This window comes from Streptomyces sp. PSU-S4-23 (genome assembly GCF_055632315.1).
This window is the reverse complement of record NZ_JBVMUU010000002.1, coordinates 1968562-1995468: the sequence shown is the minus strand read 5'-3', so window position 1 is coordinate 1995468 and position 26907 is coordinate 1968562. Positions and strand designations below refer to the sequence as shown.

Below are 26907 nucleotides of genomic sequence, written 5' to 3'. Positions count from 1 at the left end.
TCAGCCTCCTTGGACGGCGGTGAGGACCTCGACGCGGTCCCCCTCGCGGAGGGACGTCGACGGCCACTGCCCGCGCGGGACGACGGTTTCGTTGACGGCGGCGGCCACGCCGGAGGGCGCCGCCGTGAGGGTCTGCACGACCGCGTCGAGCGCGGTGCCCGGAGCCACCCGCCGGGGCTCCCCGTTGACCGAGATGTTCATGCGGGCTGCTCCGTGAGCGCGGCGGCGAAGCGCCTGGGGGTGAAGGGGCGGCCGGCGGCCGGAAGCTCCCCGGTGGTCAGGACGTGCGCCATGACGTCGCCGGTGACCGGCGTCAGCAGGACGCCGTTGCGGTGGTGGCCGGTGGCGAGCAGCAGGCCGTCGAGAGCGCTCGGGCCGAGCAGCGGCGCGTTGTCCGGGGAGGCCGGGCGCAGGCCCGCCTGGGTCTCGGTGAGCGGCAGCTCGGTGATCCCCGGCATCAGCTCGTGCGCGTCCCGCAGCAGCTCGTACACCCCGCCCGCGGTGACCGTCGTGTCCCAGCCGAGTTCCTCGCTGGTCGCCCCGATGACCAGCTCGCCGTTCTCGCGCGGCACCAGATACAGCGGGCCGCCGCGGACGACGGCCCGCACGGTGCGGCTCAGGAAGGGCGCGTACCGCTTCGGCACGGTCAGCCGCACCACCTGCCCCTTCACCGGGCGCACGGGCGGCACCACCTCGTCGGGGACGCCCGCCAGACGCCCGCTGAGGCTGCCCGCGGCCAGGACGACCTGCCCCGCGGCGAGGTCGGTGCCGTCGGCCGTCCTGACCCCGCGGGCCCGCTCCCGCGCCACCGAGAGCCGCTCCGCCCACGCCCGGTGGAAGACCACCCCGGCGCGCTCGCAGGCCGTCACCAGGGCCGCGGCGAGCCGACGCGGGTCGATCTGGTGGTCGCCGTCGGCCCGGAGCCCGCCGCGCACACCAGGCGCGAGCATGGGCTCCAGCCGGCGGCACTCCCGCCCGCTCAGCCACTCCGACTCCAGACCGGACTGCTGCTGCAGGGCGTGCAGTTCGCGCAGCTGGGCCCGGTCGTCGGCGTCGAGCGCGACGGCGAGTGTGCCGCAGCGGCGGTAACCGAGGTCCAGGCCGGCGGCCTCGGCCAGCTCGGCGGCGAAGTCCGGGTAGCGGCGCGCGGACTCCAGATTGAGGCCGAGCAGCGTCTGCTCGCCGTAGTGCAGTTCGGTGACGGCGGCGAGCATCCCGGCGGCCACCTGGGCCGCTCCGCCGCCCGGCTCGGGATCCACCACCGCCGTGGCCAATCCGTGCTGCGCCGCCCGCCAGGCGGTCACGAGCCCGATGATCCCGCCCCCGATGACGAGGACGTCCGACACGGTCGACACGTCGTCCGATGTACGCGACATGGGCGTCCAGCCCCTCCCTTCGCCGGCATGACCCGGATCAGGTTCGTACGGTCGGAGGCCGCCCCAGCCTCCCTCTCAGCCCGGTGCGTCCGGGCTCCCGCGAGTGCTTACGGGGCCACCCTAGCCCGTGCCCTGTGCCTCGGTAAGGGAGCCTCCGCCCCGGCGGCCGCGGGCCGGGCGGCGGCTGTGGAACACATCACCCGGCACGCACGCTGACTGACAAATCGTCAGGTGTCTATGGTGATCAGGTGAGCGAGCAGACGCAGCAACGGGACGGTGCGGTCCGGCACGTCGTCGTGGTGGGCGCGGGCATGGCCGGGGTGCAGACCGCGGTCGCCCTGCGGGAACAGGGCTTCACCGGCGACGTGACGCTGATCGGCGCGGAGCCGCACCAGCCGTACGACCGGCCGCCGCTGTCGAAGGCCGTCCTGCTCGGCAAGGCCGAGGGTTCCGCCTTCGACGTCGACTTCGAGGCCCTGGACATCGAACTCCGGCTGGGCCGCGAAGTGCTCGGCGTACGCCCCGGCGACCATGAGCTGGACACCGCGCAGGGCCCCGTCCCGTACGACGTCCTGGTCGTCGCCACCGGAGCGGAACCGATCCGGCTGCCGGGCGCGGAGGGCGTCCCCGGTGTGCATCTGCTGCGCACCCTGGACGACGCCGAGCGGCTGCGGCCGGTCCTCGCGCGCCAGCACGACATCGTCGTCGTGGGCGCGGGCTGGATCGGCGCCGAGTTCGCCACCGCCGCGCGCGAGGCGGGCTGCGCGGTGACCGTGGTGGAGGCGGCGGACCGGCCGCTCGCGGGGGCGCTGCCCGTCGAGGTGTCCGCCCCGATGGCGGCCTGGTACGCCGACAGCGGGGCCGAGCTGCGCACCGGCGCGCGCGTGGAGCGCGTCGAGCCGGGGGCCGTGGTGCTCGACGACGGCTCGCGGGTGCCCGCGGACGCGGTGGTCGTGGGCATCGGAGCGCGTCCCGCCACCGCGTGGCTCGCCGGCTCGGGCATCGCCCTGGGCGTCCACGGAGAGGTGCTGGCCGACGAACACCTGCGCGCCTCGGAGCCGGACGTGTACGCGGTCGGCGACTGCGCGTCCTTTCCGTCGGGGCGGTACGAGGAGCGGCTTCTCGTGCACCACTGGGACAACGCCCTGCAGGGGCCGCGGGCGGTCGCCGCGAACATCGTCGGGGAGGCCCCGGTGGCGTACGACCCGGTGCCCTACTTCTGGTCGGAGCAGTTCGGCCGCTTCGTCCAGTACGTGGGCCACCACGCGTCCGCCGACACGATGGTGTGGCGCGGGAACCCGGAGGGTGCCGCGTGGACGGTGTGCTGGCTGCGGTCCGGCCGCCTGGTGGGCCTCCTGGCGGTGGGCCGCCCCAGGGACCTCGCCCAGGGCCGCCGCCTGATCGAGTCCGGCGCGCCGATGAACCCGAACGTGCTGTCGGACCCGTCCCGCCCCCTGAAGGAGGCCGCGGCGTAGTCGCCTCCGGCCCCTTCCCGGCACCTCGCCGCACGGCCGGCGCGGGGGTCCTCCGTGTTCCGGCAGCCCGTCCGGGGCTGGGTCCCCGTGTGCGCCGCGGCCGTCCCTGGGCGGTGCTCCGCCCCGGCGCGTGGGGAGCCGAACCGGGTCACCCGGCTCTCCGGCACGTGGTCGCACGGCCGGCGCGGGGGTCCTCCGTGTTCCGGCAGCCCGTCCGGGGCTGGGTCCCCGTGTGCGCCGCGGCCGTCCCTGGGCGGTGCTCCGACCCGGCGGGCGGGGAGCCGGCTCTCCCGCACCCGCCGCGCGCCGGGGTGCAGCGGTCTTCCGGCCCACCGGCGGCCGTCCGGGCACGGAGGCCCGCGCATGCGCGGCAGCCGACCGGCGGGCGCGGGTGCCGCCCGGCGGCACGCCCCGAGGCGCGCCCTCGCGATGCGCCGGGTGTGGTGACCGCCGCGCCTGGCGCCCGTGCGGGGACGCCGGGTGCGGCCAGGTGCGCGGTGCCGCCCGGTGGCACGTTTCCGCTCCCGCCCCCGCTCCCGCGCAGGCGCGCCGACGTGCCGGGGTGGCGTCCCCCTCCGGAGGCAACCGGCCCCCGGCCGGAGGCGCCCCGCTTCCGACTGTCAGTCCGGGATGGCACGCTTGATCCCGTGACCGAGATTGACGCAAAGATCGATGCTCTCGTCCCCGCCTGGCTCACCCTCCCCGACATCGCGGAAATGCTCGGTGTCGAGGTGACCCGCGTGCGGCAGCTGGTCAAGGAGGGCCAGCTCATCGCCGTACGCCGTGGTGAGAACCGCGCGCTGCACGTCCCCGCCGCCTTCATCGACGGGGACAAGGTGGTCAAGGGCCTCTCCGGCACCCTGACGCTCCTGCGGGACGACGGTTTCACGGTCGAAGAGATGCTGGAGTGGCTCTTCACCCCCGACCCGACCCTGCCCGGCACCCCCGCGCAGGCGCTCAGCGAGAATCGCGGCACGGAGGTGAAGCGCCGCGCCCAGGCGCTCGCCGTCTGAGCAAGGAACAACCATCCGGCGTACGGGCCGCGGTCCCGGGCCACGGCCCCGGGCCGACCGCGCCCGCCGCGGCCCGTACGCCACCGACCACGGGGGGACCCCACCGTGCCCGAGACCGCCCGCACCGCCCGCACCTCCCGGCTCGCCGACGCCCGCGTCTACCTCTGTACGGACGCCCGCAAGCGCCAGGGCGACCTCGCAGAGTTCCTGGACGCGGTCCTCGCCGGCGGCGTCGACATCGTGCAGCTGCGCGACAAGGGCATGGAGGCCGCCGAGGAGCTGGAGCACCTCCGGGTCTTCGCCGACGCCTGCGCACGCCACGGCAGACTGCTGGCGGTGAACGACCGCGCGGACGTCGCCCACGCAGCCGCCTCCGACGTGCTGCACCTGGGCCAGGGCGACCTCCCCGTGCCCGCGGCCCGTGCCGTCCTCGGCGACGGCGTCCTCATAGGCCGCTCCACGCACTCGCAGGCGGAGGCCGGGGCCGCCGCCGTCCAGGAGGGCGTGGACTACTTCTGCACGGGCCCCTGCTGGCCCACTCCCACCAAACCCGGCCGCCCGGCCCCCGGCCTCGGCCTGGTCCGCCACACCGCCGCGCTCGGCACGGACCGGCCCTGGTTCGCCATCGGCGGCATCGACCTCGGGAACCTCGACGAGGTCCTGGAGGCCGGTGCCCGCCGCGTGGTCGTGGTGCGCGCGATCACCGAGGCGGACGACCCGGGCGCGGCGGCGGCCGAGTTCGCCAAGCGGCTGCGCACGCTCTAGGGGGCCGCGGAAACCCTCCGGGACGGTCCGCGGGGGCCGAAGTGTCCGACAGGTGGACAACAACTCGACAATTCGGGCAAATTTCCTGCGCCTGGTTGGGGGACCGCCAGCCCCTGGTTAACCTGCGAGTATGGCCCTCGGAACCGCATCCACCAGGACTGATCGCGCACGGACGGTGCGCGACATCCTCGCCGCCGGCAAGACGACGTACTCGTTCGAATTCTCGGCGCCGAAGACCCCCAAGGGCGTGCGGAACCTGTGGAGCGCGCTGCGGAGGGTCGAGGCGGTGGCCCCGGACTTCGTCTCCGTGACCTACGGCGCAGGCGGCTCCACCCGCGCGGGCACGGTCAAGGAGACCCAGCAGATCGTCGCCGACACGACGCTCACCCCGGTCGCCCACCTCACCGCCGTGAACCACTCCGTCGCCGAACTGCGCAACATCATCGGCCAGTACGCCGACGCCGGGATCCGCAACATGCTCGCCGTGCGCGGCGACCCGCCCGGCGACCCCATGGGCGAGTGGGTGCCGCACCCCAAGGGCCTGACCTACGCGGCCGAACTCGTCCGGCTCATCAAGGAGTCCGGCGACTTCTGCGTCGGCGTCGCGGCCTTCCCCGAGATGCATCCCCGCTCCAGCGACTGGGAGACCGACGTCGCGCACTTCGTCGACAAGTGCCGGGCCGGCGCCGACTACGCGATCACGCAGATGTTCTTCCAGCCGGAGTCGTATCTGCGTCTGCGCGACCGGGTCGAGGCGGCGGGCTGCGCCACCCCGGTCATCCCCGAGGTCATGCCCGTCACCAGCGTGCGGATGCTGGAACGTCTGCCGCAGCTCAGCAACGCGGGCATCCCCTCCCGTCTGAAAGAGCGGATCCTCGCGGCGAAGGACGATCCGGCGGCTGTACGCTCGATCGGGATCGAGTTCGCCACGGAGTTCTGCGCGAGGCTGCTGGCCGAGGGAGTGCCCGGACTGCACTTCATTACACTCAACAACTCCACGGCGACACTGGAAATCTACGAAAATCTAGGTCTGCACCATCCGCAGCGGGCCTAGACCGGTCGCACCGCCGTACGACACACTGCGTAGCGGCCACTGGGAGAGGGGCGTACATGGGCTGGACGGTCCTCTACATCGCGTTCGGCATCGTCGCGCTGTGGCTGCTCGGCGAAGTGCTGCTGCAGTACAAGGCGCGCCTTCGCTGGCGGCTGCTCGCATTCGTGGGTTTCCTCGGTGTCGTGCTCGGCGTGCTGATCCCGTCCGTGGTGGTCATCGGCCTGGGCGCGGCCGCGTTCGCAGTCGGGCAGACCTACGTCACACTGTCGTTCCGGCGCGGCTTCGCGGCGGGCTGGGCGGTCGGCAACCGCCCGCGTGAGGGCGGCGACGGCGGCAGCAAGCGCCGCCGGGGTGAGGCCGCGGGCCAGGAACCGGCACCTGACGCCCACGAGGCCGGGCCGGCGGCCGACGGGACGTACCGCCGGGACGACGGGTACGACGACGACCGCGACGATGTCTTCACCCGCCCGCAGCCGCCCGCGGAGAACGCCGCCGAGGCGACCGCCGTGTACGAGCCGCAGCCGCTGCCCGAGGACACCGGTTCCTACGGCGTCTACAGCGACGCGGCGTACGCGGCCGGGGCCGCGGCCGACCCGTCCTACGCCGCGTCCGCCGACCCCTCCTACGCGGGCTCCGGCGGGACCCAGGACCAGCAGGCCTACGCGTACGATGGCTACTCCGGCTACGGCCAGCAGCAGTACGGCTACGACAACGGCCAGCAGCAGTACGCCGGCTACACCGACCCGTACTCCGGCACGCAGACCTACGGCGGCGGCTCCTACGACACCGCGTACGGCGGCGAGCAGCAGTACGGGCAGCAGGCGTACGGCCAGGACCAGTACGCCACCGGCACGTACGGCGAGACCCCGCCCGGCGGTGTGTGGGTCCCCCAACAGCGCACCGCGGACGACGCGTTCGGCGGCGAGCTGCCGCCGGAGCAGCCCTACCCCTACCAGGGCAACGGCACGGCGCAGGGCAACGGCTACGACGAGCAGTACCGCTTCTGACCGTTCACGGGCGGCAGCACCGGATCCCTCACTGCGATCCCCGGAAGTCCGGCCCCTCCACGATGAGTCCGGCGACCAGGGCGCCCGACATGCCGGCGTGCGGCAGACCGCCACCGGGGTGGGACCAGCCACCGACCGTGAACAGTCCGGGCACCCGGGTGCTGTTGGACGGGTGCAGCAGACGCCCGCCGCCCGCGGCCAGCGCCGGCGCGGGGATCGCGCCGCCGGGTGCGCCGGTGTCCTCGGCGATGTCGGCCGGTGTGCGCACCTCGTGCCACAGGACGCGTTCGCGCAGGCCGGGTATCGCACGCGCGGCGGCGTCCAGGACGCGGTCGACGTCGCCCTCGGACACCTTCGCGCCGGAGGGGACCGTGACCGTCAGCGTGACCGCCTCGTGCCCCGCGTCCGGCACCAGCGCCGGGTCGTCCGGGCGTAGCACGGTCACCGTCGGTGCGGGCGCCGGCCCGGCGGGTTCGCCGAAGAGACGCTCCAACTCGCCCTCGCGGTCGGCCGTGTGGACCACCGTACGGTGCGCGGTGCCCTCGGGCCGGCCACCGCGCAGCGCCAGCAGCACGGTCAGCCGGCTGGGCAGCCCCCGCCGCGGGCCGACCTCGTCGGCACCCCGGGCGCCCGCCGTCCCCGGGAGCACACGGTCCAGCACGGCGGGCGCCACCCCGGACACCACCAGGTCCGCCTCCACCACCGACCCCCTCCCGGAGCCGGGCGCCCCGGAGACGTCCCCGGCCAGCTCGACCCCCGCCACCCGGCCGTCCTTCTCGAGGATCCCGGTGACCTCGGCACCGAACACGAACTCCACCTTCCGGGCCACACACCGCTCGTACACGGCACGCGCCAGCTCCCGCATCCCGCCGCCCACGCGCCAGGTGCCGAACGCGTGCTCCAGGTACGGCAGCACGGCCGCGCTCGCGGGAGTGGCCCGGGGGTCCAGGCCGTACCCCAGCGCATGGCTCTCCAGGAGGGCCGTCAGACGGGGGTCGCGCAGCTCCCAGGCGCCGACCTCGGCGAGCGTGCCGGCCCGCCGGGTGCGCAGCAGCCGCTTGTGCGGCACCGCCGGGTACGGCTCGCGCTCGGCAAGCACCTGCCAGTTCGGCCACAGGGGCTCCTCCAGGAGCGGCCTGCGCGCGCGGTCCCATGCCTCGCGGGCCCGCACCAGGAAGTCGCCCCAGCGCCCCCCGGCCCCGCCGCCGAGCGCTCCGTCCAGCGCGGACACCACGCCGGCGCGCGACACGTTCGGCAGCGAGACCTCCGTGCCGTCCGCGAAGACGTGCCGAGAGGAGGGGTCCACCTGAACCAGCTCGACGCACTCCTCCAGGGGCTGCTTCCCGGTCTTGACGAACAGATCGCGGTAGACCGCGGGCAGCGGCAGCAGGCCCGGCCCGGTGTCGAAGGAGAAGCCGTCCCGGGTGAAACGGCGCAGTGCGCCGCCGTATGTCTCCGTGCGCTCGTAGACCACCACCCGGTGGCCCGCGACGGCCAGCCGGGCGGCGGCCGCCATCGCGCCCATCCCGGCGCCGATCACCGCAATCCGTGCCATGACCGCGACCTTATCGGCCCTCGCCGACAATCCGGACGCGGGGCGGTGACCAGCGCATGCGACGAATCCGGGAGCGTGCGGCACCCCGGGGCGGCCCCGGCCGCGCCGGGGCCGGGCGAGCGGGGGAGCGGACGCCGTCCCCACCGGGCCGGTGAGGCGGCGCCCTGGGGGTGAGCGCCCAGGGCTGAGTATCCGTACCTAGCCGGTGAGATGAGTACGCGGGCGGATGGGCTCCGACCTGCGCGAACGGAAGAGTGGAGGCACGGAAAGGGGCGCGGCTCCGGTACCGCCGACACGGGGCGGCGGAACGGCGCCCGCCCTTGGCCGCTCCTTCCGCCGGCACAGCTCGGCGGAAGCGAGACACGGGGGTCCGGGGGACGACCGAACGGGGGCCCGCCGGGGGAGGACGGGGCACGGCAGAGCGCCGGTCCGGAGCGGTCCGCGGGAGCGCGGACACACCGGACCGGCGCTTTCGCGCTCCCAGCCAGGCCCTGTCGTCACATTCCCGTCGTCTGCCCGAAGGGCGGGGCCGCGCGGGGTCGTGGGGGCACCGCCCGCGCGAGCGCAGCCGAGCGTGGGGGAGCGTGCATGGCGTCGCACGGCAGACGGGAATTCGACGACAGGGCCTAGCGGCGGCCGCCGCTCACGCGCCCCTGGAGCAGCCGTGACAGCGACGCGTGGACGTCGTCCAAGGACCGCTCCGGCTGGAACGACTGCCAGTCCAGGGCCGCCACCAGAACCATGCCGACCAGCGCGGCCGCCGTCAGCGGCACATCGATCTCCTCGCTGAACTCGCCGTTCGCCACGCCTTCGCGCAGCACGCCCTCAATGACCGCGACGACCTGCTGCCGGACCACCATGAGCGTGGACTGCCAGGCCCGGTTGGTGCGCCACAGCTCGGCCACGTACAGCTGGGTGAAGGCCGGATAACGGGCGATGAAGCCGAGTCCCGCGCGGATCATCGCGTCCAGCGCGTCCACCCTGGTGCCGCCGGCGAGGTCCGTCTTCTCGGCCGCCTCCCGGAGGGAGGCGGTGAGGAGTCCCACGCCGTGCCGCAGCAGTTCTTCGAAGAGGACGGACTTGCTCGCGAAGTTGTAGTAGACCGTGCCCTTCGCGACCCCGGCCCGCTCGGCGATCTCGTCGACGGTGGTGGCGGAGAACCCCTGCTCCGCGATCAGGGTGACGGCTGCCTCGTAGAGCTTCTGCCGGGTCGCCTCGCGGCGGCTCGAGCCGCCTCCCGCGGCGGCGCTGCTGCGTTCCATGGTCTTGATTCTCACAGGAAAGGCCCTGTGAGAGGGCATGGACTCGGTTCCCCGCGTCACAGGCTCAGCTCCGGGTGCAGCCGGTCGAGCGTCCACACCTGCATGCGGCGCGCCGACAGGGCGGTGAGCGCGAGGGCGCCCGCGGTGAACGCCGCCAGTACGGCGCACGCCTGCCACACGGGTCCGAGACCGCCGCCCGTGATGAGCCTCCTGAGGGCCTCGACGACGTAGCTCATCGGCAGGAACGGGTGGATCGCGTTGAAGAACCCGGGACTGGTCTGCACGGGATACGTGCCGCCCGCGGACGTCAGCTGAAGCATCAGGAGGGCGAGCACCAGGATGCGGCCCGCCGCTCCGAAGCGCGCGTTCAGCCACTGGACGAGCGCCGCGAAGCAGGCCGTCACCAGGAACAGGAAGCCGACCGTGCCGGCCGCGTGCACCATCCCCAGCCCGATCGCCCAGTGCAGCACCGCCATGAGGGCGGCCGTCTGCAGCACGCCCACGGCGGCCACGGGCAGCCAGCCCGCCAGTGAGATCCGCCAGGCCGAGGCGCCGGCCGCGAGCGCGCGCCGGTTCAGCGGCGGGATCAGCATGTACGCCACCATCGCGCCCACCCACAGGGACAGCGGGATGAAGTACGGGGCGAAGCCGGTGCCGTAGTTGGGCGCCTTGTGCAGGTCCCTGGAGGCCAGCTGCACCGGGTCGGACATGACCTGGGTGCGCCGGTCGCGGTCCGCCTTGTCGTAGTCGGGGATCCTGCCCGCGCCGTCGTGCAGCCCGCCGGCGAGCTTCCCCGAGCCGTCCACCAGCTTGTACATGCCGCCGTTGAGGTCGATCGCGCCCGTCTTCAGGTCGCCGACGCCCGAATCGAGGTCCGCCGCCCCCGTCGTGGCGGTGCCGAGGCCGGTGTGCAGCTTCCTGGCCCCCTTGGCGACCTGGGCGGCGCCCTTGTTGAGCGCGTCCACCTTGGCGACCGCGTCGTCGAGGTCCTCGGAGAGGTGCGGCGCCGCCTTGGCGAGCGCCCGGGCCTGCCGCTGGAGGGTCTTGAGATCCTTCTTCAGCGCCTTCGAGTCGCCGTGGTAGTCCTGCACCACGGTGTTCACGTCCTTGGCGAGCCGCGCCGCGTCCGCCGCGGCGTCCTTCGCCTTCTTCAGGTCGTCACACGCGGGATCGGGCAGGACCGCCTTCACGCAGCGCTTCGTGTAGACGGCGTCGAGCGTCTCGGCCGCGGTGCGGGTGCCGCTTTCCGCGAGCGGCGCGGTGGCGACGAACGCGTCGAGGTGGTCGCTGATCACGCCGGCCGAATCGGCCACCAGGGTCGCGGTGTCGGCGATCTGCCTGCCGTTCTCCTTCAGGAAGGGCCGCACCTGGTCGGCCGCGCCGCCGACCCGGTCGGCCAGCGCCTGGGTGCCGTCGGCGACCTGCTGCGCCCCGTCCTGGAGGTCGCCCGCGCCCTTGTCGAGCTTCTTCACGCCGCTCGAGAGCCGTCCGCTGCCCTTCTTGGCCTCCTTGAGCCCGTCGGCGAGGTCCTTGGACCCCTTCTCCGCCTTGCCGATCCCCCCGGTGAGCCGGTCTGCACCCTTGGCGGCCTTCACGGTCGCCCCGTGGATGTCCGAGAACGAGATGAAGATCCTGTCGAGGAACGACCGCGACGCCTTCGTGGAGGCCGCCGCGCGCACCTCGTTGAACACCGTCTTGGAGATCTGCCCGACGATGTAGTTGTTCGCGTCGTTCGTGCGCACCTGGAGGGCGCCCGCCTCGGGGGAGTTCCCGGAGCTGGAGGCGATCCGCTCGCTGAAGTCGGAGGGCATGGTCAGCGACAGGTAGTAGGTGCCGTTCTCGACGCCTTTCCGGGCCTCGGCGGCGCTCACCTGGTGCCACTCGAAGGTGTGGCTCGTCAGCAGGCCCTTGACGAGGTCGTCGCCCGCGGTGACGTGCCGACCGGCCGCCGTGGCTCCCTTGTCGTCGTTGACGAGTGCCACGGGGATGCGGTCGAGCCGTCCGTAGGGGTCCCAGAACGACCACAGGTACAGGGCGCCGTACAGCAGCGGCAGCAGCAGGAGCGCGGCCAGCGCGGCGCGCGGCAGCCTTCCCCTGCCGAACCGCCTGAGCTCAAGCGCGGCCAGTTTCGGCGAGCGCATCCGCCGTCTCCTTCTCGTCGTCTCCGCCGTCCTCGGACGGCTGGTCGGGGGTGCCCTCCGTGCCCGTGCCCCGCTCCCCGGGCACGGCGTCCCCCGGGCTTTCGCCGCCGCGGTCCGGCCGGTCGCCGTCGCCGGGGGCCGTCGACACCACGACCGCGCCCTCGGGGGCCTCGGCGCACACCGCGAGGACCGTGGTGCCCGCCTTGGTGAGCGACCTCAACAGGTCCCAGGTCGCGGCCCGTTCGGCTGCGGAGAGCTTGAGGTCCGTGTCGTCCACGGCCAGCAGTCGCGGACGGACGATCAGGGCCAGTGCCATGGACAGCCGCAGGGCCTCCAGTCGCTCCAGGTCGCGTACGGCGGTCCGGGAGCCCTTGGGCAGCGCGTCCCGGTCGAGTCCGGCGGCGGCGAGAGCGGCGTCGATCCGCAGCCCCGCCTCGGCCGTCCTCCCCCAAGCTCTCGACTCCGCTCGACCAGGGGGCACCCCCATGGCGCGCGGCCGCAGCAGCGCGCGCAGGGGGGCGTCGAACCGGCTGTGCAGCAGCGCCCGTTCACGCAGATGCTCCCCGACGGTCAGCGCCGGGTCGAGGTCGGTGACTCCGGGCACATGCGCGAGCGCGCTGATCCGGCGCACGGCGGCCATCTCCTTGGGCAGCCGGTGCCCGCCCACCGCGGCCCGCCCCTCGGTCGGCTTCATCCGGCCGGTGAGCGTGAGCAGCAGACAGGTCCGGCCCGAGCCCGAGGGTCCCTCGACGGCGATGAGCGAGCCGGGCTCCGCATCGAGGCCGGCGCCCCGGTACGCCCAGCCACGCGGTCCCTTCAGACCGAGGTCCGCGGCACTGACGGCGACCCCGTCCGCCATCCCTGGCACGTCCATGTCTCCTCGCTCCCGGGGCGGAGGCGATGCCCCCCGATTTAAACTGACTGGTCAGTGCAAAAGCTACCGCGAACCTGCATGCGAAGCAAAAGCCCAGGTCAGAACGGATTGTCAGTGGCATACCTCACGATGGGCACATACGGCCACAGTGCCGTCACGCAGACGACAGGAGGTTCGTCATGGCCAGCCACCACGCGGCCGCCGCACGCCGGCGGCGCGGCACCGGCCCTGCCCCCTCACTGACCGGCCCGGCGAGCGACGTGCACCCCGTGCTGCGCCGGGCCACGGCCCCGCCCGCCGCACTGGACCTGCTCGCCCAGGCCCGTGCCGGACTCGACGAGGCGGCCGTCCTCGAAACGCCCAACGAGCGCTATGCGACGGCCCATCTGGCCGCCCTGCGCATCGCCGCCGCCGTGCTCGCCGCGCGGGGACGCCCGGAGCTGACGGCGCGGCGCCGCGCCAGGATCAGGAGCGCCTGGGAGGTGCTCCCCGAGATAGCGCCCGAACTGACCGAGTGGTGCGCGCTGTTCGCCGCCGGAGCCCCGCGCCGCGCCCGCGCCGAAGCCGGCATCAAGGGCGCGGCCGGCGCCCGGGACGCGGACGACCTGATACGCGACGTGGCGATGTTCCTGCGCCTGGTCGAGCGGATGCTGGTGCTCCAGCCGGTCCTGCCGCAGCCGCGGCAGGAGGGGGAACGGCAGATCCCGGACCGGCAGATCCCGGACGCCGGCTGAGCCGTGGGCCCGGGCAGGCGGACGTCCGGGGGGCCGCTCGCGCAACGCCCCCGGCCGCCCGCGGGGGCGGCGTGGCGTTCGGCGGGCGGACAGGCCGCCGGTCGGGGCTCCGGAGGCAATAGGGTGGAGGCGCATGAAGCCTTTCGCCCTGGTACAGGGGGCCGGAAGGCAGCCCGATCGCTCCGCCGTACACCAGGCGGTGCCGCGCCGAGGAGTCAACTGCCGTGTCGGACCCGATGCGCCCGCCCGTCTCCCACCACCCTCGAACGACGTCGCTACGCTCCGACGCCTCCCGCCCCCGCGCTTCTCTCCGCACCGCCGTGGTCTGGGAGGTCCTCAAGGACGCCCTCGACCGCCGCGTCAAGGCCACGGGGCGGGAGGTGCTGGACGTCCTCGACACCGGCGGCGGCAGCGGCAAGTTCGCCGTGCCCGTCGCCCGTCTCGGCCACCGCGTCACCGTCGTGGATCCCAGCCCCAACGCGCTGTTCGCACTCGAACGCCGCGCCGCCGAGGCCGGTGTCGCCGACCGCGTGCTGGGCGTCCAGGGCGACGCCCACGGCCTCTTCGACGTGGTCGAGCGCGGCGGTTACGACGTCGTGCTGTGCCATGGCGTCCTGGAGTACGTGGACGACCCCGCCGAGGGCGTCCGCAACGTGGTCGCCGCACTGCGCCCCGACGGCGTCCTCAGCCTGCTCGCCGCCGGCCTCGGGGGTGCCGTGCTCGCGCGGGCCCTCGCCGGGCACTTCACGGAGGCCAAGCAGGCGCTGGAGGATCCGAACGGCCGCTGGGGCGAGGGCGACCCGGTGCCGCACCGGTTCACCGCGGAGCAGCTCACCGCGCTCGTCGAGGACGCGGGTCTGCGCGTCGGCGCCGTGCACGGCGTCCGGGTCTTCGCGGACCTCGTGCCAGGGGTGCTGGTCGACACCGAGCCGGGCGCCCTGGAGGCGCTGCTCAAGCTGGAGGCGGCGGCCGCCGAGGCTCCCGCGTTCCACTCCGTGGCCACGCAGCTCCACGTCCTCGGCGAGACCCAGGGGGCGGCGGGGGCCTGAGCAGCTGCCCGTGACGCGCCGCTGATCAGCGGATCGGCGGTGGATGGAGTACGCCACAGGTCGCCCGATCGGGCGGTGCGCGCCGTATGATCGAGGGAGACCGTCCGGCATGACGGGTCGGCTGCTGGGGAATGGAAGCCTCAGTGAGCCGGGACGGCCATGGCGGATTCCGGTTGGCCAATTGGCGTAGAGGGGCGGGTTTCAAGGGGGCGATTCCCTGCCTATCCTGAAGGGGACCCCCGGTCGCCCCGGCGACTGCACGATGAGGAGGACTCCGTGCCGCTCTCGGAGCACGAGCAGCGAATGCTCGAGCAGATGGAGCGAGCGCTGTACGCCGAAGATCCCAAGTTCGCGACAGCGCTTGAGGGAAGCGGGCTGCGTACGTACACCCGGCGACGGGTCTACCAGGCGGTCGCCGGCTTCCTGGTGGGTATCGCGCTCCTCATGGCCGGAATGGTCGCACAGCAGATCTGGATCAGCGTGGTGGGATTCCTCGTCATGCTGGGCTGCGCCGTGCTCGCCGTGACCGGGTGGCGCAAGGCCCCCAAGCCGGGAGAGCAGGGGGCGCCGGGCGCCCGAAGGCCGGTGCGGCAGCGGCGCTCCATGATGGACCGGATCGAGCAGCGCTGGCAGCGGCGCCGGGACGAGCAGGGCCAGTAGCTTTCCACGGCACTCGAAGGACTGCCGGCAGGGGGCGGCCACCGACGAGGTGGCCGCCCCCTGTTGCCGTCCCGGGCCGGCGCGCGTAACCTCCCGCCGGCTGGCCCCCGGCGCCGGCCGGTCCGCTCGGCCGGTCCGGTCCGGTACGGACGGCCCGGCCCGCACGGCCTGGGAGTGACGGGCCCGGGAAGCCCCCGGATGGATCCCGGATGGATACGGCGCCGCCCGCTCCCCCCGGGGCGGAGCGGGCGGCGCCGTGCGTCAGCCGCTCCGCTGCCCGGACGGCCGCCGCGTCAGGGCGACCCAGCGCGCCGACCAGCGGGCCTTGAGGTTCCCCCAGCGGTCGCTGAGGGCCCACACGGCGCGTACCGCCGAGCGTGGCGCCAGGACCGCCCGCAGCCGCGTCCGCCGGCCGGCCGTGGACCGCAGGGCCGCCCGCAGCCTGCGCACATCGCCGGCCAGCCCGGGCGCGGAGCGCGGCCGGGGGGCGAAGAGCACCTGCTCCACCGCGCCGGCCACCCGGTGCACGGCCTCGGCCGTCGCCGCGTCCAGCCGGCCGAGCCGCACGATCCGCTCGGCGGCCCTCCGCGGGGTCAGCGCGTCGTCCGGCGGTATGCCGTAGTCCCACGCCGTGTCGATGAGCTCACGCCACACGGCCAGGGCGTGCCCCACGGCGGCGGCCTCGGCGCCCAGGTCCGTGGCAGCCCCGTCCGGCAGGACGGTCATCCCGATCTCAGCCGTGTCCCCCTCACCGGCCCCGCGCTCCCCGCGACTCAGGCGGGCCAGCGGGAGCGCGGACGGTGCGTGCTGCGCGGAGGCCAGCCGCAGCGACCGGCTCCTGAGCCGCCACAGCATCGGCGCCAGCGGCACCGCGAGCAGGACCAGCCCGAGCAGCGTCCACGTCAGGATCTGGTACCAGGGCGGTCCGCCGTCCCCCGCGGCCACCGCGGCCGGGGAGGACTCGCTCGGGCACGCCTGGAGCTTGCGCATCGCCGGCGTGCAGCTCTCGCTCGCCGACGGCGCGGTGGACGGCGCCGTGGACGACGACAGCGACGGCCGCGGCGCGACCGGGTCGCTCCCGCTCGGCGTGTCCGACTGGGTGTACGACGGCGGCGACCCACGGTTCGGAGTCGGCTCGAAGCGGGTCCAGCCCACGCCCTCGAAGTACAGCTCCGGCCACGCGTGGGCGTCCCGCAGCCCCACCGACATCGAACCGTCCGCCTGCACGGAGCCCGGGGTGAAACCCACCGCGACCCGTGCCGGTATGCCCAGGGTGCGTGCCATCGCGGCCATCGCGAAGGAGAAGTGCACGCAGAAACCCTGCTTCTGCTTGAGGAACCGGGCGATCGCGCCCGGCCCGGTGCCGACCTGCACCTGGGTGTCGTAGGTGAACCCGCCGTTGACCGCGAAGTACTCCTGGAGCTTGACCGCTTCCTCGTAGTGGTTCGACGATCCGGCCGTGACCTGGCGGGCCGTTCGGGCCACCACCGCCGGCAGCGACGAGGGCACCCTGGTGAACTCTCGCTGCAGCGGTGCCGACGGTGCCGGCGCCGTGGCCAGCTGGTTCGCGGTCGGCTGCACGATCAGGCTCTTCACGTCGTACTGCACGCCCCGCGTGTTCTGCCCGTGGTCGCCCACGAGCGTGCGGCCGACCGGCTCGTACCGCCAGCTGCCGTCGACCTTCACACGCGTCGCGGGGTACGGCATGGGCAGCCAGTCCTGTGCGTACCAGCCGGCCGCCGAGATCCTCGTCTCGATCTCGGTCCGCCGCACGTCGCCCGCGAGACCGGGCGGCGTGGGAAGTGTGTCGGGGACGGCGGTGATGCGCCGCTGGGCCGGCTTCCAGGTCGTGCCGTCGAAGTCGTCCAGGGCGACGATCCGCAGATACATGTCCTGCGTGTCCTGCGTGTCGGTGCGGTACGCCATGACCTGGCGGTCCTCGTTCACGTTCAGGCTGTCGCGCAGTGACACCAGGGGGTTGACCGCGGAGATGGTGCCGCCGTCGCCGATGCCCGCCCCCACGCCCGTGCGGGCGCTGTCCAGCAGCCCGCCCTTGAGCGAGGGCAGGGCGAGCGGCACCACCAGGGCGATCCCCAGTGCGACCGCCCCGATGCGCCGCCCGGTGCGGACGGGGGCGACGACGCCGGTGTCGGCGCCCGCAGCGCGGGGTCCGCCGCTGAAGACCCGGCCCCACTGGGAGAGCCGGTCGCGGCCCTCGGCCAGCAGCAGCACCAGATAGCCGCCCGCGGCGACGAGGAACCACAGCCAGTCGGTGCCGCCGTCGGACAGGCCCGCGGCCACCGAGTACAGCGCGAGCAGTGGCAGCCCGGCCGGCGCCGCCGCGCGGAACGTCACCGCCAGCGTGTCCACCAGAAGCCCGATCACCAAGACCCCGCCGACGATCAGCAGCCGGATCCCGGGGGTCAGCGGCGCCGGGATCGCATACCGCCCGACGTCCTCCGCGCCCGACCGCAGCAGCAGCCCGAAGTGGTGGAGGGCGTCCGGGCCGGGGATGAACCCGGCGATGGACTGGTCGCGGGCGAAGGTGAGCGTGAGCAGCATCAGGCCGGCCACCACCTGGCTGGCGACGGTCAGCGGACGGGCCAGCGGGACCCGCCGGGTCAGCGCGCCCACCCCGGTCTGCACCGCCACCAGGACCGCCGCCTGGAAGAGCCAGGTCGCCGGAGTCACCAGAGGCAGCAGGGCGCACGACGTCATCAGCGTCGCCGCCGCGGCGCACAGCGCCAGCCGGGCCCGTCCGCTCATGACCGTCCCCCCACGCCGCCGACGGCACCCGCGCCCGTGCGCTGCCGGTCCGCCTCGCGCCACAGCTCCGCCAGCGAGACGCCCCGGGGCACCATCAGCGCGGTCCAGCCCGCCTCGCGCAGCATGCGCAGCCGGTCCTCGCCTTGGTCCGACTGACCGGGCACATCGGCCTGTTCACGCCCCCAGGCTTCGCCGTCCAGCAGGAAGGCGAGTGCGCCGCCGCTGCGCCTGCTCATCTTGGCGGCCACCGCCGCCTGCTCCTCGTCGAGATCGCCGAAGAAGGCCACCAGCAGGCCCTCGTTCCCGCCGCGCAGCAGGTCGTAGGCGCGTGACAGGCCCGTGCCGTCCGAGTGGTCGATCACGGCGAGCGTGTCCATCATCAGTCCGGCCGCGTCCGCGGACTCCTGGCTCGCGCCTGCGAACCCGTCCGCGCCCTCCCCGGGCACCGAGCTGCCCGTGTCGGTCAACAGCCGTACGGAGAAGCCGCGTTCCAGCATGTGCACCAGCGTGGATGCCGCGCCCGCGACCGCCCATTCGAAGGCCGAGTCCGGGCCGGCGCCGTGGAAGGCGATGCCCCGGGTGTCGAGCAGTACCGTGCACCGGGCGCGCTGCGGCTGCTCCTCGCGGCGCACCATCAGCTCGCCGTAGCGCGCGGTGGAGCGCCAGTGCACCCGGCGCAGGTCGTCGCCGTACCGGTAGCCGCGCGGGATCACGTCGTCCTCGCCGGCCAGCGCCAGCGAGCGCTGCCGCCCGTCGCCGTACCCCCTCGCCTCGCCCGTGAGCCGCGCCGGCGGCAGCGGCTCCACGCGCGGGATGACCGTCAGCGTGTCGTACGTCGAGAAGGAGCGGGTCAGTTCGCACATACCGAAGGGGTCGGTGAGGCGCAGCTGGAGCGGGCCGAGCGGATAGCGGCCGCGCAGGTCGGAGCGCACCCGGTACGACACCTCGCGGCGGCCGCCCGCCTCCACCCGGTCCAGGACGAACCGGGGGCGCGGCCCGAGGACGTAGGGCACCCGGTCCTGGAGCATCAGCAGCCCGGTGGGCAGCCGCGAGACGTTGTCCATCCGCAGATGGACCCGGGCCTCCGAACCGGCGGGCACACGTGCGGGGGAGAGGCGGCGGCTGCCCGCGACCCGGTAGCGCGTGCGGTACAGCACGGTCGCGCACACCAGCGGCAGCGCCGCCAGCAGGAGCCCGACCCGGAGCAGATCGCTCTGGCCGAGGACGTAGGCGCAGACGGCGGCGGCGATGCCGGCGGCAAGGAAGGAGCGCCCGCGCGTGGTCAGCCCGGCGAACACGGTGCGCAGCCCGCCTCCGTCGCGCTCCGCGGGGTGCGCCGTCCCCCCGGGCGCCATCACGGCCTCCGGGGCGGCTGCTGACCGTAGCCCCGGCCCATGCCCAGGCCGGACTGCTGCTGGGGCGCCGCGGGCACCGGGGTGCGCTGCAGGATCTCCTCGACGACCTGCTCCGCCGTACGCCGGTTGAGCTGGGCCTGCGCGGTGGGCAGCAGGCGGTGGGCCAGGACCGCCACGACGAGGGACTGCACATCGTCGGGCAGCGCGTACTCCCGGCCGCTGAGGGCGGCGGCGGCCTTGGCCGCGCGCAGCAGATGCAGGGTGGCGCGCGGCGAGGCGCCGAGTCTGAGGTCGGGATGCGTGCGCGTGGCCGCGACCAGGTCCACCGCGTAGCGCCGGACGGCATCCGCGACATGGACGCCCCGGACGGCCTCCACCAGCTTCACGATCTCGTGCGCGTGCGCGACCGGCTGGAGATCGTCCAGGGGGTTCACCCCGCCGTGGACGTCGAGCATCTGCAGCTCGGCGTCCGGGCTCGGATAGCCGATGGAGACACGGGCCATGAAGCGGTCGCGCTGGGCCTCGGGCAGCGGGTAGGTCCCCTCCATCTCGACCGGGTTCTGGGTGGCGACCACCATGAAGGGGCTGGGCAGGGTGTACGTCTGGCCGTCGATGGTGACCTGGCGCTCCTCCATCGACTCCAGGAGCGCGGACTGGGTCTTGGGCGAGGCGCGGTTGATCTCGTCGCCGATCACGATCTGGGCGAAGATCGCGCCCGGCTTGAACTCGAAGTCCCGGCGCTGCTGGTCCCAGATGGACACGCCCGTGATGTCCGAGGGCAGCAGGTCGGGCGTGAACTGGATGCGCCGCACCGAGCAGTCGATGGAACGCGCCAGCGCCTTGGCGAGCATGGTCTTGCCGACGCCGGGGACATCCTCGATCAGAAGATGGCCCTCGGCGAGCAGCACGGTCAGCGAGAGCCGTACGACCTCTGGCTTGCCCTCGATCACTCCTTCCACCGACCTGCGGACACGCTCCACAGTGGCGGTCAGATCAGTAAGGCTCGCTCGATCGTCATAGGTCGTCACCCGGCCCTCCTCGGCCCGTTCTTTCTCCGGGCCGACGCTTGCGATGCGGACCGGCCCACCCCGGATTACGGACACCACGCGGGAAATGTTCCGCGTGACGCCACCCCCGCATTCTTGTGGCCGTTACCGGTTCGTGTCACTCGCCTGTGGATAACTGGCCGCGAGATGTCGGCCTTTACGGCCTTTTCGGCGCAGCGGGGCCGGGATTCTTGTCCGAATGGTTGTTCGGTGAAGAAGGCGCGAGGTGACGGCCGGGGTGCCAACCGGGTCGTCAGGCGGGGTCGATCTCGCGCAGCAGTCCCGTCCTCACGTCGAAGACGAAGCCGCGCACGTCGTCCGTGTGCAGCAGGAACGGGGAGGTGCGCACGCGCTGCATCGACTGCCGTACGTCCTGCTCGACGTCGCGGAACGCCTCGACCGCCCAGGCGGGCCGCTGGCCGACCTCCATCTCCAGGTCGTGCCGGAAGTCCTCCGTGAGGGACTCCAGACCACAGCCGGTGTGGTGGATGAGAACGACGCTGCGGGTGCCGAGCGCCCGCTGGCTGATGGTGAGGGAGCGGATCACGTCGTCGGTGACCACGCCGCCCGCGTTGCGGATGGTGTGGCAGTCGCCGAGTTCGAGTCCGAGCGCGGCGTGCAGGTCGAGCCGGGCGTCCATACAGGCCACGACCGCGACGTGGAGGATGGGACGGGCGTCCATCCCGGGGTCGCTGAACGCGGCGGCGTAGCGTTCGTTGGCCTCTACGAGGCGGTCCGTGACGGTGCCGCCGAGTATGGCGCCTTCGGGGCCGGGGGGAACGGATGCAGAAGTCGTCATACCCATGACGGTACTGGTCACAGACGGTCCGGGCCTGCTGTGAGAGGGCACAAAGAACGTCATCGCGGCTTGTTGTGACGTAACCCACACGGACAGTGAAACGCCGCCGGACGGGTGAATCTGCGCACAGTGCGCCGCGGCGACGGGCCGGGTGCGCGACGCGCAGGCCGGTTGATTGACCGCGAGACAGGGTGGACTAAAGTGACGCGAAGCGGGAGGCGAGACGCTCTCCCCGCGGACTGTTCACCCGGAGAGCCCGGCGGCACCGCCGGTTTCTCCCCGCGTGCGCGGCGCGTACGTACGGCTCGGCCTCCTCCCGCTCCCGGTGGGCTGACGCTTCCGGCGCCGGCGGGCGACCTCTTCACCGGGGAACACCCGGCGTCAGCCGGGAGAGGGCGGGGACCCGGCGGTACGCACCGGCCGCGCCGGATCCGAGAGGCCCCGAAGTGACAGGGCGCGATGCGCTTCCCGACAACGGCGGCGGGCGACCGGCCGGCCGCCATGTGCCCGTCATGCTCCGGCAGTGCCTGGACATGCTGGCTCCGGCCCTGACCGAGCCGGGAGCCGTCGTCGTCGACTGCACCCTGGGACTCGGCGGACACAGCGAGGCGCTGCTGAAGCGGTTTCCCGAGGTCCGGCTGGTAGGGCTCGACCGTGACAAGGAGGCGCTGCGCCTGTCCGGGGAGCGGCTCGCCCCCTTCGGGGAGCGCGCCACGCTGGTGCACGCGGTCTACGACGAACTCCCCGACGTGCTCGAACGGCTCGGCGTTCCACGCGTCCAGGGCGTGCTGTTCGACCTGGGCGTCTCCTCCATGCAACTCGACGAGGCGGAGCGCGGTTTCGCGTACGCGCAGGACGCCCCCCTCGACATGCGCATGGACCAGACGACGGGCATCAGCGCCGCCGAGGTCCTCAACACCTACCCGGCGGGTGAACTCGTGCGGATCCTGCGGGCCTACGGCGAGGAGAAACAGGCCAAGCGGATCGTGTCGGCGATCGTGCGCGAGCGCCAGAAGGAGCCGTTCACGAACAGCGCGCGACTCGTGGAGCTGATCCGGGACGCGCTGCCGCAGGCGGCCAAACGGACGGGCGGCAACCCGGCCAAGCGCACCTTCCAGGCGCTCCGTATCGAGGTCAACGGCGAACTCGCCGTCCTGGAGAGGGCGATCCCCGCCGCCGTGAAGGCGCTCGCCGTCGGCGGCCGGATCGCCGTCCTCTCCTATCACTCGCTCGAAGACCGCCTCGTCAAGCAGGTGCTCGCGGCCGGCGCCGCGAGCACGGCACCCCCCGGCCTGCCCGTCGTGCCCGAGCACCACCAGCCCCGGCTCAAGCTCCTCACACGCGGTGCCGAACTTCCCACCGATGACGAGGTGGCCGAGAACCGGCGCGCGGCGCCTGCGCGCCTGCGCGGCGCCGAGCGCATCCGCGAGGACATCGAGTGAGCCGGATGCGGGGACACCGGGTCAGCCGGACGCCGGGACACCGGGTGAGCGGGACGGAGGACGCCCAGTGGGCCGGACGCCCAGCGGGCCGGACGCCGAGTGGGCCGGACGGGAGCACGCCGGGTGAGCCGGACGGAAGGGGTGGTCGAGTGAGCCGCGGACCCGGGGCGCGCGCGAGGCGGGAGGGCGTGTGAGCAGAAGACCCGAACTCAGGGGGCGGGCCGCCCGGCTGGCCCGGCTGATTCCCGTGCGCGGCGCCGAGGCCGCCGCCCGTACCCCCTTCGTGCTGCTCGTCGTCCTGCTGCTCGGCGGCGGGCTCATCGGGCTCCTCGTACTGAACTCCGCGCTCAGCGAGGGCGCGTTCAAGCTCGACGACCTGCAGCGGGAGACCAAGAACCTCACCGACGAGGAGCAGGCCCTCCAGCGGGACGTGGACGCCTACTCGGCCCCCGACGCCCTGCAGCGCCGCGCCCGCGAACTCGGCATGGTCCCCGGCGGCGACCCCGCCTTCCTCAACCCCGACGGCACCGTCAGGGGCGTCCCCGAGGCCGCCGCCCAGCAGTCCGCGGAGAGCACCGGGGACGAGGGCTCGCCCGGGGCGCTCGGCCCCGACGCGAGCGCGACGGCGTCCCCGCCACCGTCCCAGGACCCGGCGGCCACGCCGTCCGGCACATCGCCGCCGCCGGCGTCGCCGTCGCCGTCGGCGCCGGCATCGCCGAGCGGCACGGCGCCGCCGCTGTCGCCGGCCGCCGACTCGGCGGCCCGTCCCACGGCCGGGTCCTCCACACCGCCCACAGCCCCTTCCACGACCCCCGGCAGGTGACGGAAGTGTCCGACAGGGAACCGCCGCGCCGCCGCGTGCCCGGCCCCGCCCGGCCCGAGCGCCCCGGCGCCCGGCGCCACCCGGCGCCCGGTGCCCGCCCCGCCCCCCGCCCGGCCGCCCAGGCCCGCGGCGGCCCCGCGTCCCGAAACATCCGGCTCGGCAGCCCGCGCCCCCGGCTGCGCATGGTCGGCCTCGCCCTGACCCTGGTCATGCTCGCCTTCGTCGCACGGCTGCTGCAGGTGCAGGCCGTGGACGCGAGCGCGTACGCCGCCAAGGCCGACCAGAACCGGTACGTCGGCCGCACCCTGGCCGCCGTGCGCGGCGAGATCACGGACCGTGACGGCAACGAGCTGGCGACCAGCGTGGACGCGTACGACATCACGGCCGATCCCACGCTGTTCACCGAGGAGGCCACCAAGAGGCCGGACGCGCCCGAGCAGGCGGCCGAGCTTCTCGCCCCGATCCTCGGCCAGGACACCGCCGCGATCGCCAAGAAGCTCAGGACCCCGCACACCCGCTACGTCCTGCTGGCGCGCCGCCGGACCCCCCAGGTCTGGAAGCAGATCAAGGACCTGAAGAACACGCTGGCGGCGAAGGCCGAGAGCGAGAAGGACGGGGTCGGCGTCCTCGCGGGCGTCCTCGCCGAGCCCACCAGCAAGCGCGTCTACCCGAACGGCGGCCTCGCCGCCGGGATACTGGGCTGGGTCAACGCCGAGGGCAAGGGCGGCGGCGGCATCGAGCAGCTGCTGAACAAGGAGCTGGCCGGCCAGGACGGCAGGATCCGCTATGCCCAGTCCGGGGGCCGTCTGGTGCCGACCGCGGGCTCCACCGAGACGCCCGCGGTGGCCGGATCCGACATCGAGCTGACCATCGACCGCGACATCCAGTGGGCCGCCCAGAACGCGATCACCGAGCAGGTGAAGAAGTCGAAGGCGGACCGCGGCTACGTGGTCGTGCAGGACACGCGGACCGGCCAGATCCTGGCCATGGCGAACTCGCCCGGCTTCGACCCCAACGACCTGTCGAAGGCCGATCCGGCGGCCCTGGGCAACGCGGCCCTCCAGGACGCGTACGAGCCCGGCTCCACCGCCAAGGTCATGTCGATGGCGGCCGTGCTCCAGGAGAACGTCGCCACGCCGATGACGCACGTCACCGTGCCCAACCGGCTGCACCGCGGCGACCGGATGTTCCAGGACGACATGGACCACACGACCTGGTACCTGACGCTCAACGGAGTCCTCGCCAGGTCCAGCAACATCGGCACCATCCTGGCGGCCGGCCAGCTCGGCACGACGCAGGCGGAGGCCAACCGGGTCCTCTACTCGTACCTGCGCAAGTTCGGCATCGGCAGTCCGACCGGGCTCGGGTTCCCCGGCGAGACGAGGGGCATCCTCGCGCCCCCCGGCAGCTGGTCGACGTCGCAGCAGTACACGATTCCTTTCGGCCAGGGCCTGTCGATCAACGCGGTGCAGGCCGCGTCGGTCTACTCGACCGTCGCCAACGGAGGCGTCCGCATCGAGCCCACGCTCGTGCGCGGCACCAAGGGCGCGGACGGGCGCTTCACGCCCGCCCCGAAGCCCAAGGAGACCCGGGTCGTCAGCGAGAAGACGGCGAGGACCCTCGCCCAGATGCTGGAGTCCGTCGTGGACGACGAGCAGGGAACGGGCGTCAAGGCGCGCATCCCCGGCTACCGGGTCGCGGGGAAGACGGGTACGGCCAACCGCGTGGATCCGGCCACCGGCAGGTACCGCGGCTACACGTCCTCCTTCGCCGGATTCGCACCCGCCGACAAGCCCCGGGTCACCGTCTACTGTGCGATCCAGAACCCCACCAAGGGCAGCTACTTCGGCGGCCAGATCTGCGGTCCGATCTTCAAACAGGTCATGGAGTTCGCCCTGAAGACCCTCCAGGTGCCGCCCACCGGCGCCGGGGCGGCGAACCTCCCCGTCACGTTCACGCCATGATCAGCACTACGGGAAAGACCGACCAGGAACCAGCTCGTGACAACGATCACCCCCGATCCCGGGAACCAGCCCCCGCCCTCGCCCTCGCCCTCCCGTCTCCCAGCCCCGCCCTCACCGGACCGTCCTGCGCCCGGCCTCCGTTTTAGCCCGGGCGGGGGTGGGCCCGGTACGCTCACCGCCGTGCCACACGCTGATCAGTCCCCCACCCCCCAGGAGGGCGCTTCCGTGACCTATCCGGGACCGCCGCGACCGGTCCACGTCTCCGCCGTACCCCTCGCGGAGCTCGCCGACCGGCTGGGCGTCACCGCGCCGGAGACCGCCGCCGAGGTCACGGGCATCACCCACGACTCGCGCGCCGTCCGCCCCGGCGACCTGTACGCCGCTCTGCCCGGCGCCCGGCTGCACGGCGCCGACTTCGCCGCCCAGGCGGCCGGCCTCGGCGCCGTCGCGGTGCTGACCGACCCCACGGGCGCCGGGCGCGCCGCCGAGACGGGGATCCCGGTCCTGGTGGTCGACGATCCGCGCGGGCGGATGGGCGAGCTGGCGGCCAGGATCTACGGCCACCCCGGGCGCGCTCTGCTCCAGATCGGCATCACCGGCACCTCCGGCAAGACCACGACCGCGTACCTCGTCGAGGGGGGCCTGCGGACCTCCCGCAGCACCGGGCTCGTCGGCACCGTCGAGACGCGGATCGGCGAGGAGCGCGTCAAGTCCGAGCGCACCACGCCCGAAGCCACCGACCTGCAGGCACTCTTCGCCGTCATGCGCGAGCGCGGGGTCGAGGCGGTCGCCATGGAGGTCTCCAGCCACGCTCTGGTGCTGGGCCGGGTCGACGGTTGCGTCTTCGACGTCGCGGTCTTCACCAATCTGAGCCCGGAACACATGGAGTTCCACTCGGACATGGAGGACTACTACCGGGCCAAGGCGCAGCTGTTCACGGAGAAACGCAGCCGGGTCGGCGTCGTCAACCAGGACGACGAGTACGGCCGCAGGCTCGCCAAGGAGGCCGGCGTGCCCGTCGTCACCTTCTCCGCCGAAGGCAGCCCCGACGCCGACTGGCGCGCCGAGGACGTCCGGATCGGCCCGGTGGACGCGACGTTCACCGTGACCGGCCCCAAGGGGGAGCGGATCGCCGCCAGGTCGCCGCTGCCGGGCCCCTTCAACGTCGCCAACACCCTCGCCGCGATCGCCGCCCTGGCCACCGCCGGCCTCGACCCGCAGACCGCCGCCGACGGCATCGCCGCCGTACCGGGCGTACCGGGACGGCTGGAGCGCGTGGACGCCGGGCAGCCGTACCTCGCGGTCGTCGACTACGCGCACAAGACCGACGCGGTCGAGTCGGTGCTGCGCGCCCTGCGCAAGGTGACCGAGGGCAGGCTGCACGTGGTGCTCGGCTGCGGCGGCGACCGGGACCGGACCAAGCGCGCGCCGATGGGCGCCGCCGCGGCCCGGCTCGCCGACACGGCCGTGCTCACCTCGGACAACCCCCGCTCCGAGGATCCCCTCGCGATCCTCGCGGCCATGCTCGAAGGCGCGGCCTCCGTGCCCGCCCACGAACGCGGCGAGGTGCAGGTCTTCGAGGACCGGGCCGCCGCCATCGCGGCGGCCGTCGCCCGTGCGCGGCCCGGGGACACCGTGCTGGTCGCGGGCAAGGGCCACGAGCAGGGCCAGGACATCGCCGGAGTGGTCCGTCCCTTCGACGACCGCCAGGTGCTCCGCGAAGCTATCCAGAAGACCCAGGGATGAA

The 26907-nt window shown here is 73.8% G+C and carries 22 protein-coding genes and 1 riboswitch; of the genes, 12 read left to right on the top strand and 10 right to left on the bottom strand.

What is annotated here, in order from left to right; genetic code table 11:
* Positions 1–201: a sulfur carrier protein ThiS gene (gene thiS / locus ACZ79I_RS09885; protein ID WP_471496126.1), complete on the bottom strand. Its 201-nt coding sequence runs from the start codon at positions 199–201 to the stop codon at positions 1–3.
* Positions 198–1376 carry a glycine oxidase ThiO gene (gene thiO / locus ACZ79I_RS09880; protein ID WP_471496124.1) on the bottom strand — a complete coding sequence of 393 codons (1179 nt, stop codon included), beginning with the start codon at positions 1374–1376 and terminating at the stop codon, positions 198–200. The genes thiS and thiO overlap by 4 nt, the downstream gene beginning before the upstream one ends.
* Positions 1374–1487, bottom strand: a riboswitch (TPP riboswitch). Its footprint overlaps the gene before it by 3 nt.
* 137 nt (positions 1488–1624) lie before the next feature.
* On the opposite strand from thiO, the gene ACZ79I_RS09875 reads away from it, so the two are divergent.
* The 5 genes from ACZ79I_RS09875 (at position 1625) to ACZ79I_RS09855 (ending at position 6690) form a co-directional block, all read left to right on the top strand.
* Positions 1625–2851, top strand: a complete 1227-nt coding sequence (locus tag ACZ79I_RS09875; RefSeq protein ID WP_471496122.1) for an NAD(P)/FAD-dependent oxidoreductase — start codon at positions 1625–1627, stop codon at positions 2849–2851.
* A 647-nt stretch (positions 2852–3498) separates the two neighbouring features.
* Positions 3499–3864: an Rv2175c family DNA-binding protein gene (locus ACZ79I_RS09870; RefSeq protein WP_381080699.1), complete on the top strand. Its 366-nt coding sequence runs from the start codon at positions 3499–3501 to the stop codon at positions 3862–3864.
* Between the two features lie 105 nt (positions 3865–3969).
* The gene (gene thiE, locus ACZ79I_RS09865; RefSeq protein WP_471496120.1) at positions 3970–4629 is read left to right on the top strand and encodes a thiamine phosphate synthase; all 660 of its coding nucleotides are present in this window, start codon (positions 3970–3972) and stop codon (positions 4627–4629) included.
* A 130-nt stretch (positions 4630–4759) separates the two neighbouring features.
* Positions 4760–5683, top strand: a complete 924-nt coding sequence (gene metF / locus ACZ79I_RS09860; RefSeq protein WP_471496118.1) for a methylenetetrahydrofolate reductase [NAD(P)H] — start codon at positions 4760–4762, stop codon at positions 5681–5683.
* Between the two features lie 56 nt (positions 5684–5739).
* Positions 5740–6690, top strand: a complete 951-nt coding sequence (locus ACZ79I_RS09855) for an SCO2102 family sporulation regulator (RefSeq protein ID WP_471496116.1) — start codon at positions 5740–5742, stop codon at positions 6688–6690.
* Between the two features lie 28 nt (positions 6691–6718).
* Here the strand turns inward: ACZ79I_RS09855 and ACZ79I_RS09850 are convergent, their stop codons facing one another.
* From ACZ79I_RS09850 to ACZ79I_RS09835, 4 genes are all read right to left on the bottom strand, one after another.
* Positions 6719–8245 (bottom strand): phytoene desaturase family protein, encoded by a 1527-nt coding sequence (locus tag ACZ79I_RS09850; RefSeq protein ID WP_471496114.1) that lies wholly within the window; start codon positions 8243–8245, stop codon positions 6719–6721.
* 626 nt (positions 8246–8871) lie between these two features.
* Positions 8872–9507, bottom strand: coding sequence for a TetR/AcrR family transcriptional regulator (locus ACZ79I_RS09845; RefSeq protein ID WP_471496113.1), 636 nt, complete (start codon positions 9505–9507; stop codon positions 8872–8874).
* A gap of 56 nt (positions 9508–9563) precedes the next feature.
* Positions 9564–11648 carry a YhgE/Pip family protein gene (locus ACZ79I_RS09840; RefSeq protein ID WP_471496111.1) on the bottom strand — a complete coding sequence of 695 codons (2085 nt, stop codon included), beginning with the start codon at positions 11646–11648 and terminating at the stop codon, positions 9564–9566.
* Positions 11620–12522 carry an ATP-binding cassette domain-containing protein gene (locus ACZ79I_RS09835; protein WP_471496109.1) on the bottom strand — a complete coding sequence of 301 codons (903 nt, stop codon included), beginning with the start codon at positions 12520–12522 and terminating at the stop codon, positions 11620–11622. The genes ACZ79I_RS09840 and ACZ79I_RS09835 overlap by 29 nt, the downstream gene beginning before the upstream one ends.
* Positions 12523–12701: 179 nt before the next feature.
* Between ACZ79I_RS09835 and ACZ79I_RS09830 the strand changes: the two genes are divergently transcribed.
* From ACZ79I_RS09830 to ACZ79I_RS09820, 3 genes are all read left to right on the top strand, one after another.
* Positions 12702–13256, top strand: a complete 555-nt coding sequence (locus ACZ79I_RS09830; protein ID WP_471496107.1) for an SAV_6107 family HEPN domain-containing protein — start codon at positions 12702–12704, stop codon at positions 13254–13256.
* Positions 13257–13480: 224 nt separating this feature from the next.
* Complete coding sequence (locus ACZ79I_RS09825) at positions 13481–14305, top strand: methyltransferase (protein ID WP_471496105.1); 825 nt, start codon at positions 13481–13483, stop codon at positions 14303–14305.
* Positions 14306–14581: 276 nt separating this feature from the next.
* Positions 14582–14965, top strand: a complete 384-nt coding sequence (locus tag ACZ79I_RS09820; RefSeq protein WP_381091173.1) for a DUF3040 domain-containing protein — start codon at positions 14582–14584, stop codon at positions 14963–14965.
* Between the two features lie 261 nt (positions 14966–15226).
* On the opposite strand, the gene ACZ79I_RS09815 is transcribed toward ACZ79I_RS09820, so the two are convergent.
* From ACZ79I_RS09815 to ACZ79I_RS09800, 4 genes are all read right to left on the bottom strand, one after another.
* Positions 15227–17731 (bottom strand): transglutaminaseTgpA domain-containing protein, encoded by a 2505-nt coding sequence (locus tag ACZ79I_RS09815; protein WP_471496103.1) that lies wholly within the window; start codon positions 17729–17731, stop codon positions 15227–15229.
* Positions 17728–19086, bottom strand: a complete 1359-nt coding sequence (locus ACZ79I_RS09810) for a DUF58 domain-containing protein (RefSeq protein ID WP_471496101.1) — start codon at positions 19084–19086, stop codon at positions 17728–17730. Before ACZ79I_RS09810 ends, ACZ79I_RS09815 begins: the two co-directional genes overlap by 4 nt.
* On the bottom strand, positions 19086–20114 hold the full coding sequence (locus ACZ79I_RS09805) for an AAA family ATPase (protein WP_471496099.1): 1029 nt from the start codon (positions 20112–20114) through the stop codon (positions 19086–19088). The genes ACZ79I_RS09810 and ACZ79I_RS09805 overlap by 1 nt, the downstream gene beginning before the upstream one ends.
* A gap of 271 nt (positions 20115–20385) precedes the next feature.
* On the bottom strand, positions 20386–20931 hold the full coding sequence (locus ACZ79I_RS09800) for a beta-class carbonic anhydrase (RefSeq protein WP_471496098.1): 546 nt from the start codon (positions 20929–20931) through the stop codon (positions 20386–20388).
* A gap of 446 nt (positions 20932–21377) precedes the next feature.
* Between ACZ79I_RS09800 and rsmH the strand changes: the two genes are divergently transcribed.
* The 4 genes from rsmH (at position 21378) to ACZ79I_RS09780 (ending at position 26906) form a co-directional block, all read left to right on the top strand.
* Positions 21378–22373 (top strand): 16S rRNA (cytosine(1402)-N(4))-methyltransferase RsmH, encoded by a 996-nt coding sequence (rsmH, locus tag ACZ79I_RS09795; protein WP_471496096.1) that lies wholly within the window; start codon positions 21378–21380, stop codon positions 22371–22373.
* Between the two features lie 190 nt (positions 22374–22563).
* Complete coding sequence (gene ftsL / locus ACZ79I_RS09790; protein ID WP_471496094.1) at positions 22564–23196, top strand: cell division protein FtsL; 633 nt, start codon at positions 22564–22566, stop codon at positions 23194–23196.
* Positions 23197–23201: 5 nt separating this feature from the next.
* Positions 23202–25160, top strand: coding sequence for a peptidoglycan D,D-transpeptidase FtsI family protein (locus ACZ79I_RS09785; RefSeq protein ID WP_471496092.1), 1959 nt, complete (start codon positions 23202–23204; stop codon positions 25158–25160).
* A 36-nt stretch (positions 25161–25196) separates the two neighbouring features.
* Positions 25197–26906 carry a UDP-N-acetylmuramoyl-L-alanyl-D-glutamate--2,6-diaminopimelate ligase gene (locus ACZ79I_RS09780; protein ID WP_471496091.1) on the top strand — a complete coding sequence of 570 codons (1710 nt, stop codon included), beginning with the start codon at positions 25197–25199 and terminating at the stop codon, positions 26904–26906.
* Position 26907: the final 1 nt, after the last annotated feature.

Bases quoted from the DNA above. Each gene is read 5' to 3' on its own strand.
- ACZ79I_RS09835 (WP_471496109.1), bottom strand. From the start codon at position 12,522: ATGGACGTGCCAGGGATGGCGGACGGGGTCGCCGTCAGTGCCGCGGAC.
- ACZ79I_RS09815 (WP_471496103.1), bottom strand. From the start codon at position 17,731: ATGAGCGGACGGGCCCGGCTGGCGCTGTGCGCCGCGGCGGCGACGCTG.
- ACZ79I_RS09830 (WP_471496107.1), top strand. From the start codon at position 12,702: ATGGCCAGCCACCACGCGGCCGCCGCACGCCGGCGGCGCGGCACCGGC.
- ACZ79I_RS09845 (WP_471496113.1), bottom strand. From the start codon at position 9,507: ATGGAACGCAGCAGCGCCGCCGCGGGAGGCGGCTCGAGCCGCCGCGAG.
- ACZ79I_RS09800 (WP_471496098.1), bottom strand. From the start codon at position 20,931: ATGACGACTTCTGCATCCGTTCCCCCCGGCCCCGAAGGCGCCATACTC.
- ACZ79I_RS09850 (WP_471496114.1), bottom strand. From the start codon at position 8,245: ATGGCACGGATTGCGGTGATCGGCGCCGGGATGGGCGCGATGGCGGCC.
- ACZ79I_RS09810 (WP_471496101.1), bottom strand. From the start codon at position 19,086: ATGGCGCCCGGGGGGACGGCGCACCCCGCGGAGCGCGACGGAGGCGGG.
- thiS (WP_471496126.1), bottom strand. From the start codon at position 201: ATGAACATCTCGGTCAACGGGGAGCCCCGGCGGGTGGCTCCGGGCACC.
- ACZ79I_RS09840 (WP_471496111.1), bottom strand. From the start codon at position 11,648: ATGCGCTCGCCGAAACTGGCCGCGCTTGAGCTCAGGCGGTTCGGCAGG.
- ACZ79I_RS09855 (WP_471496116.1), top strand. From the start codon at position 5,740: ATGGGCTGGACGGTCCTCTACATCGCGTTCGGCATCGTCGCGCTGTGG.
- thiO (WP_471496124.1), bottom strand. From the start codon at position 1,376: ATGTCGCGTACATCGGACGACGTGTCGACCGTGTCGGACGTCCTCGTC.
- metF (WP_471496118.1), top strand. From the start codon at position 4,760: ATGGCCCTCGGAACCGCATCCACCAGGACTGATCGCGCACGGACGGTG.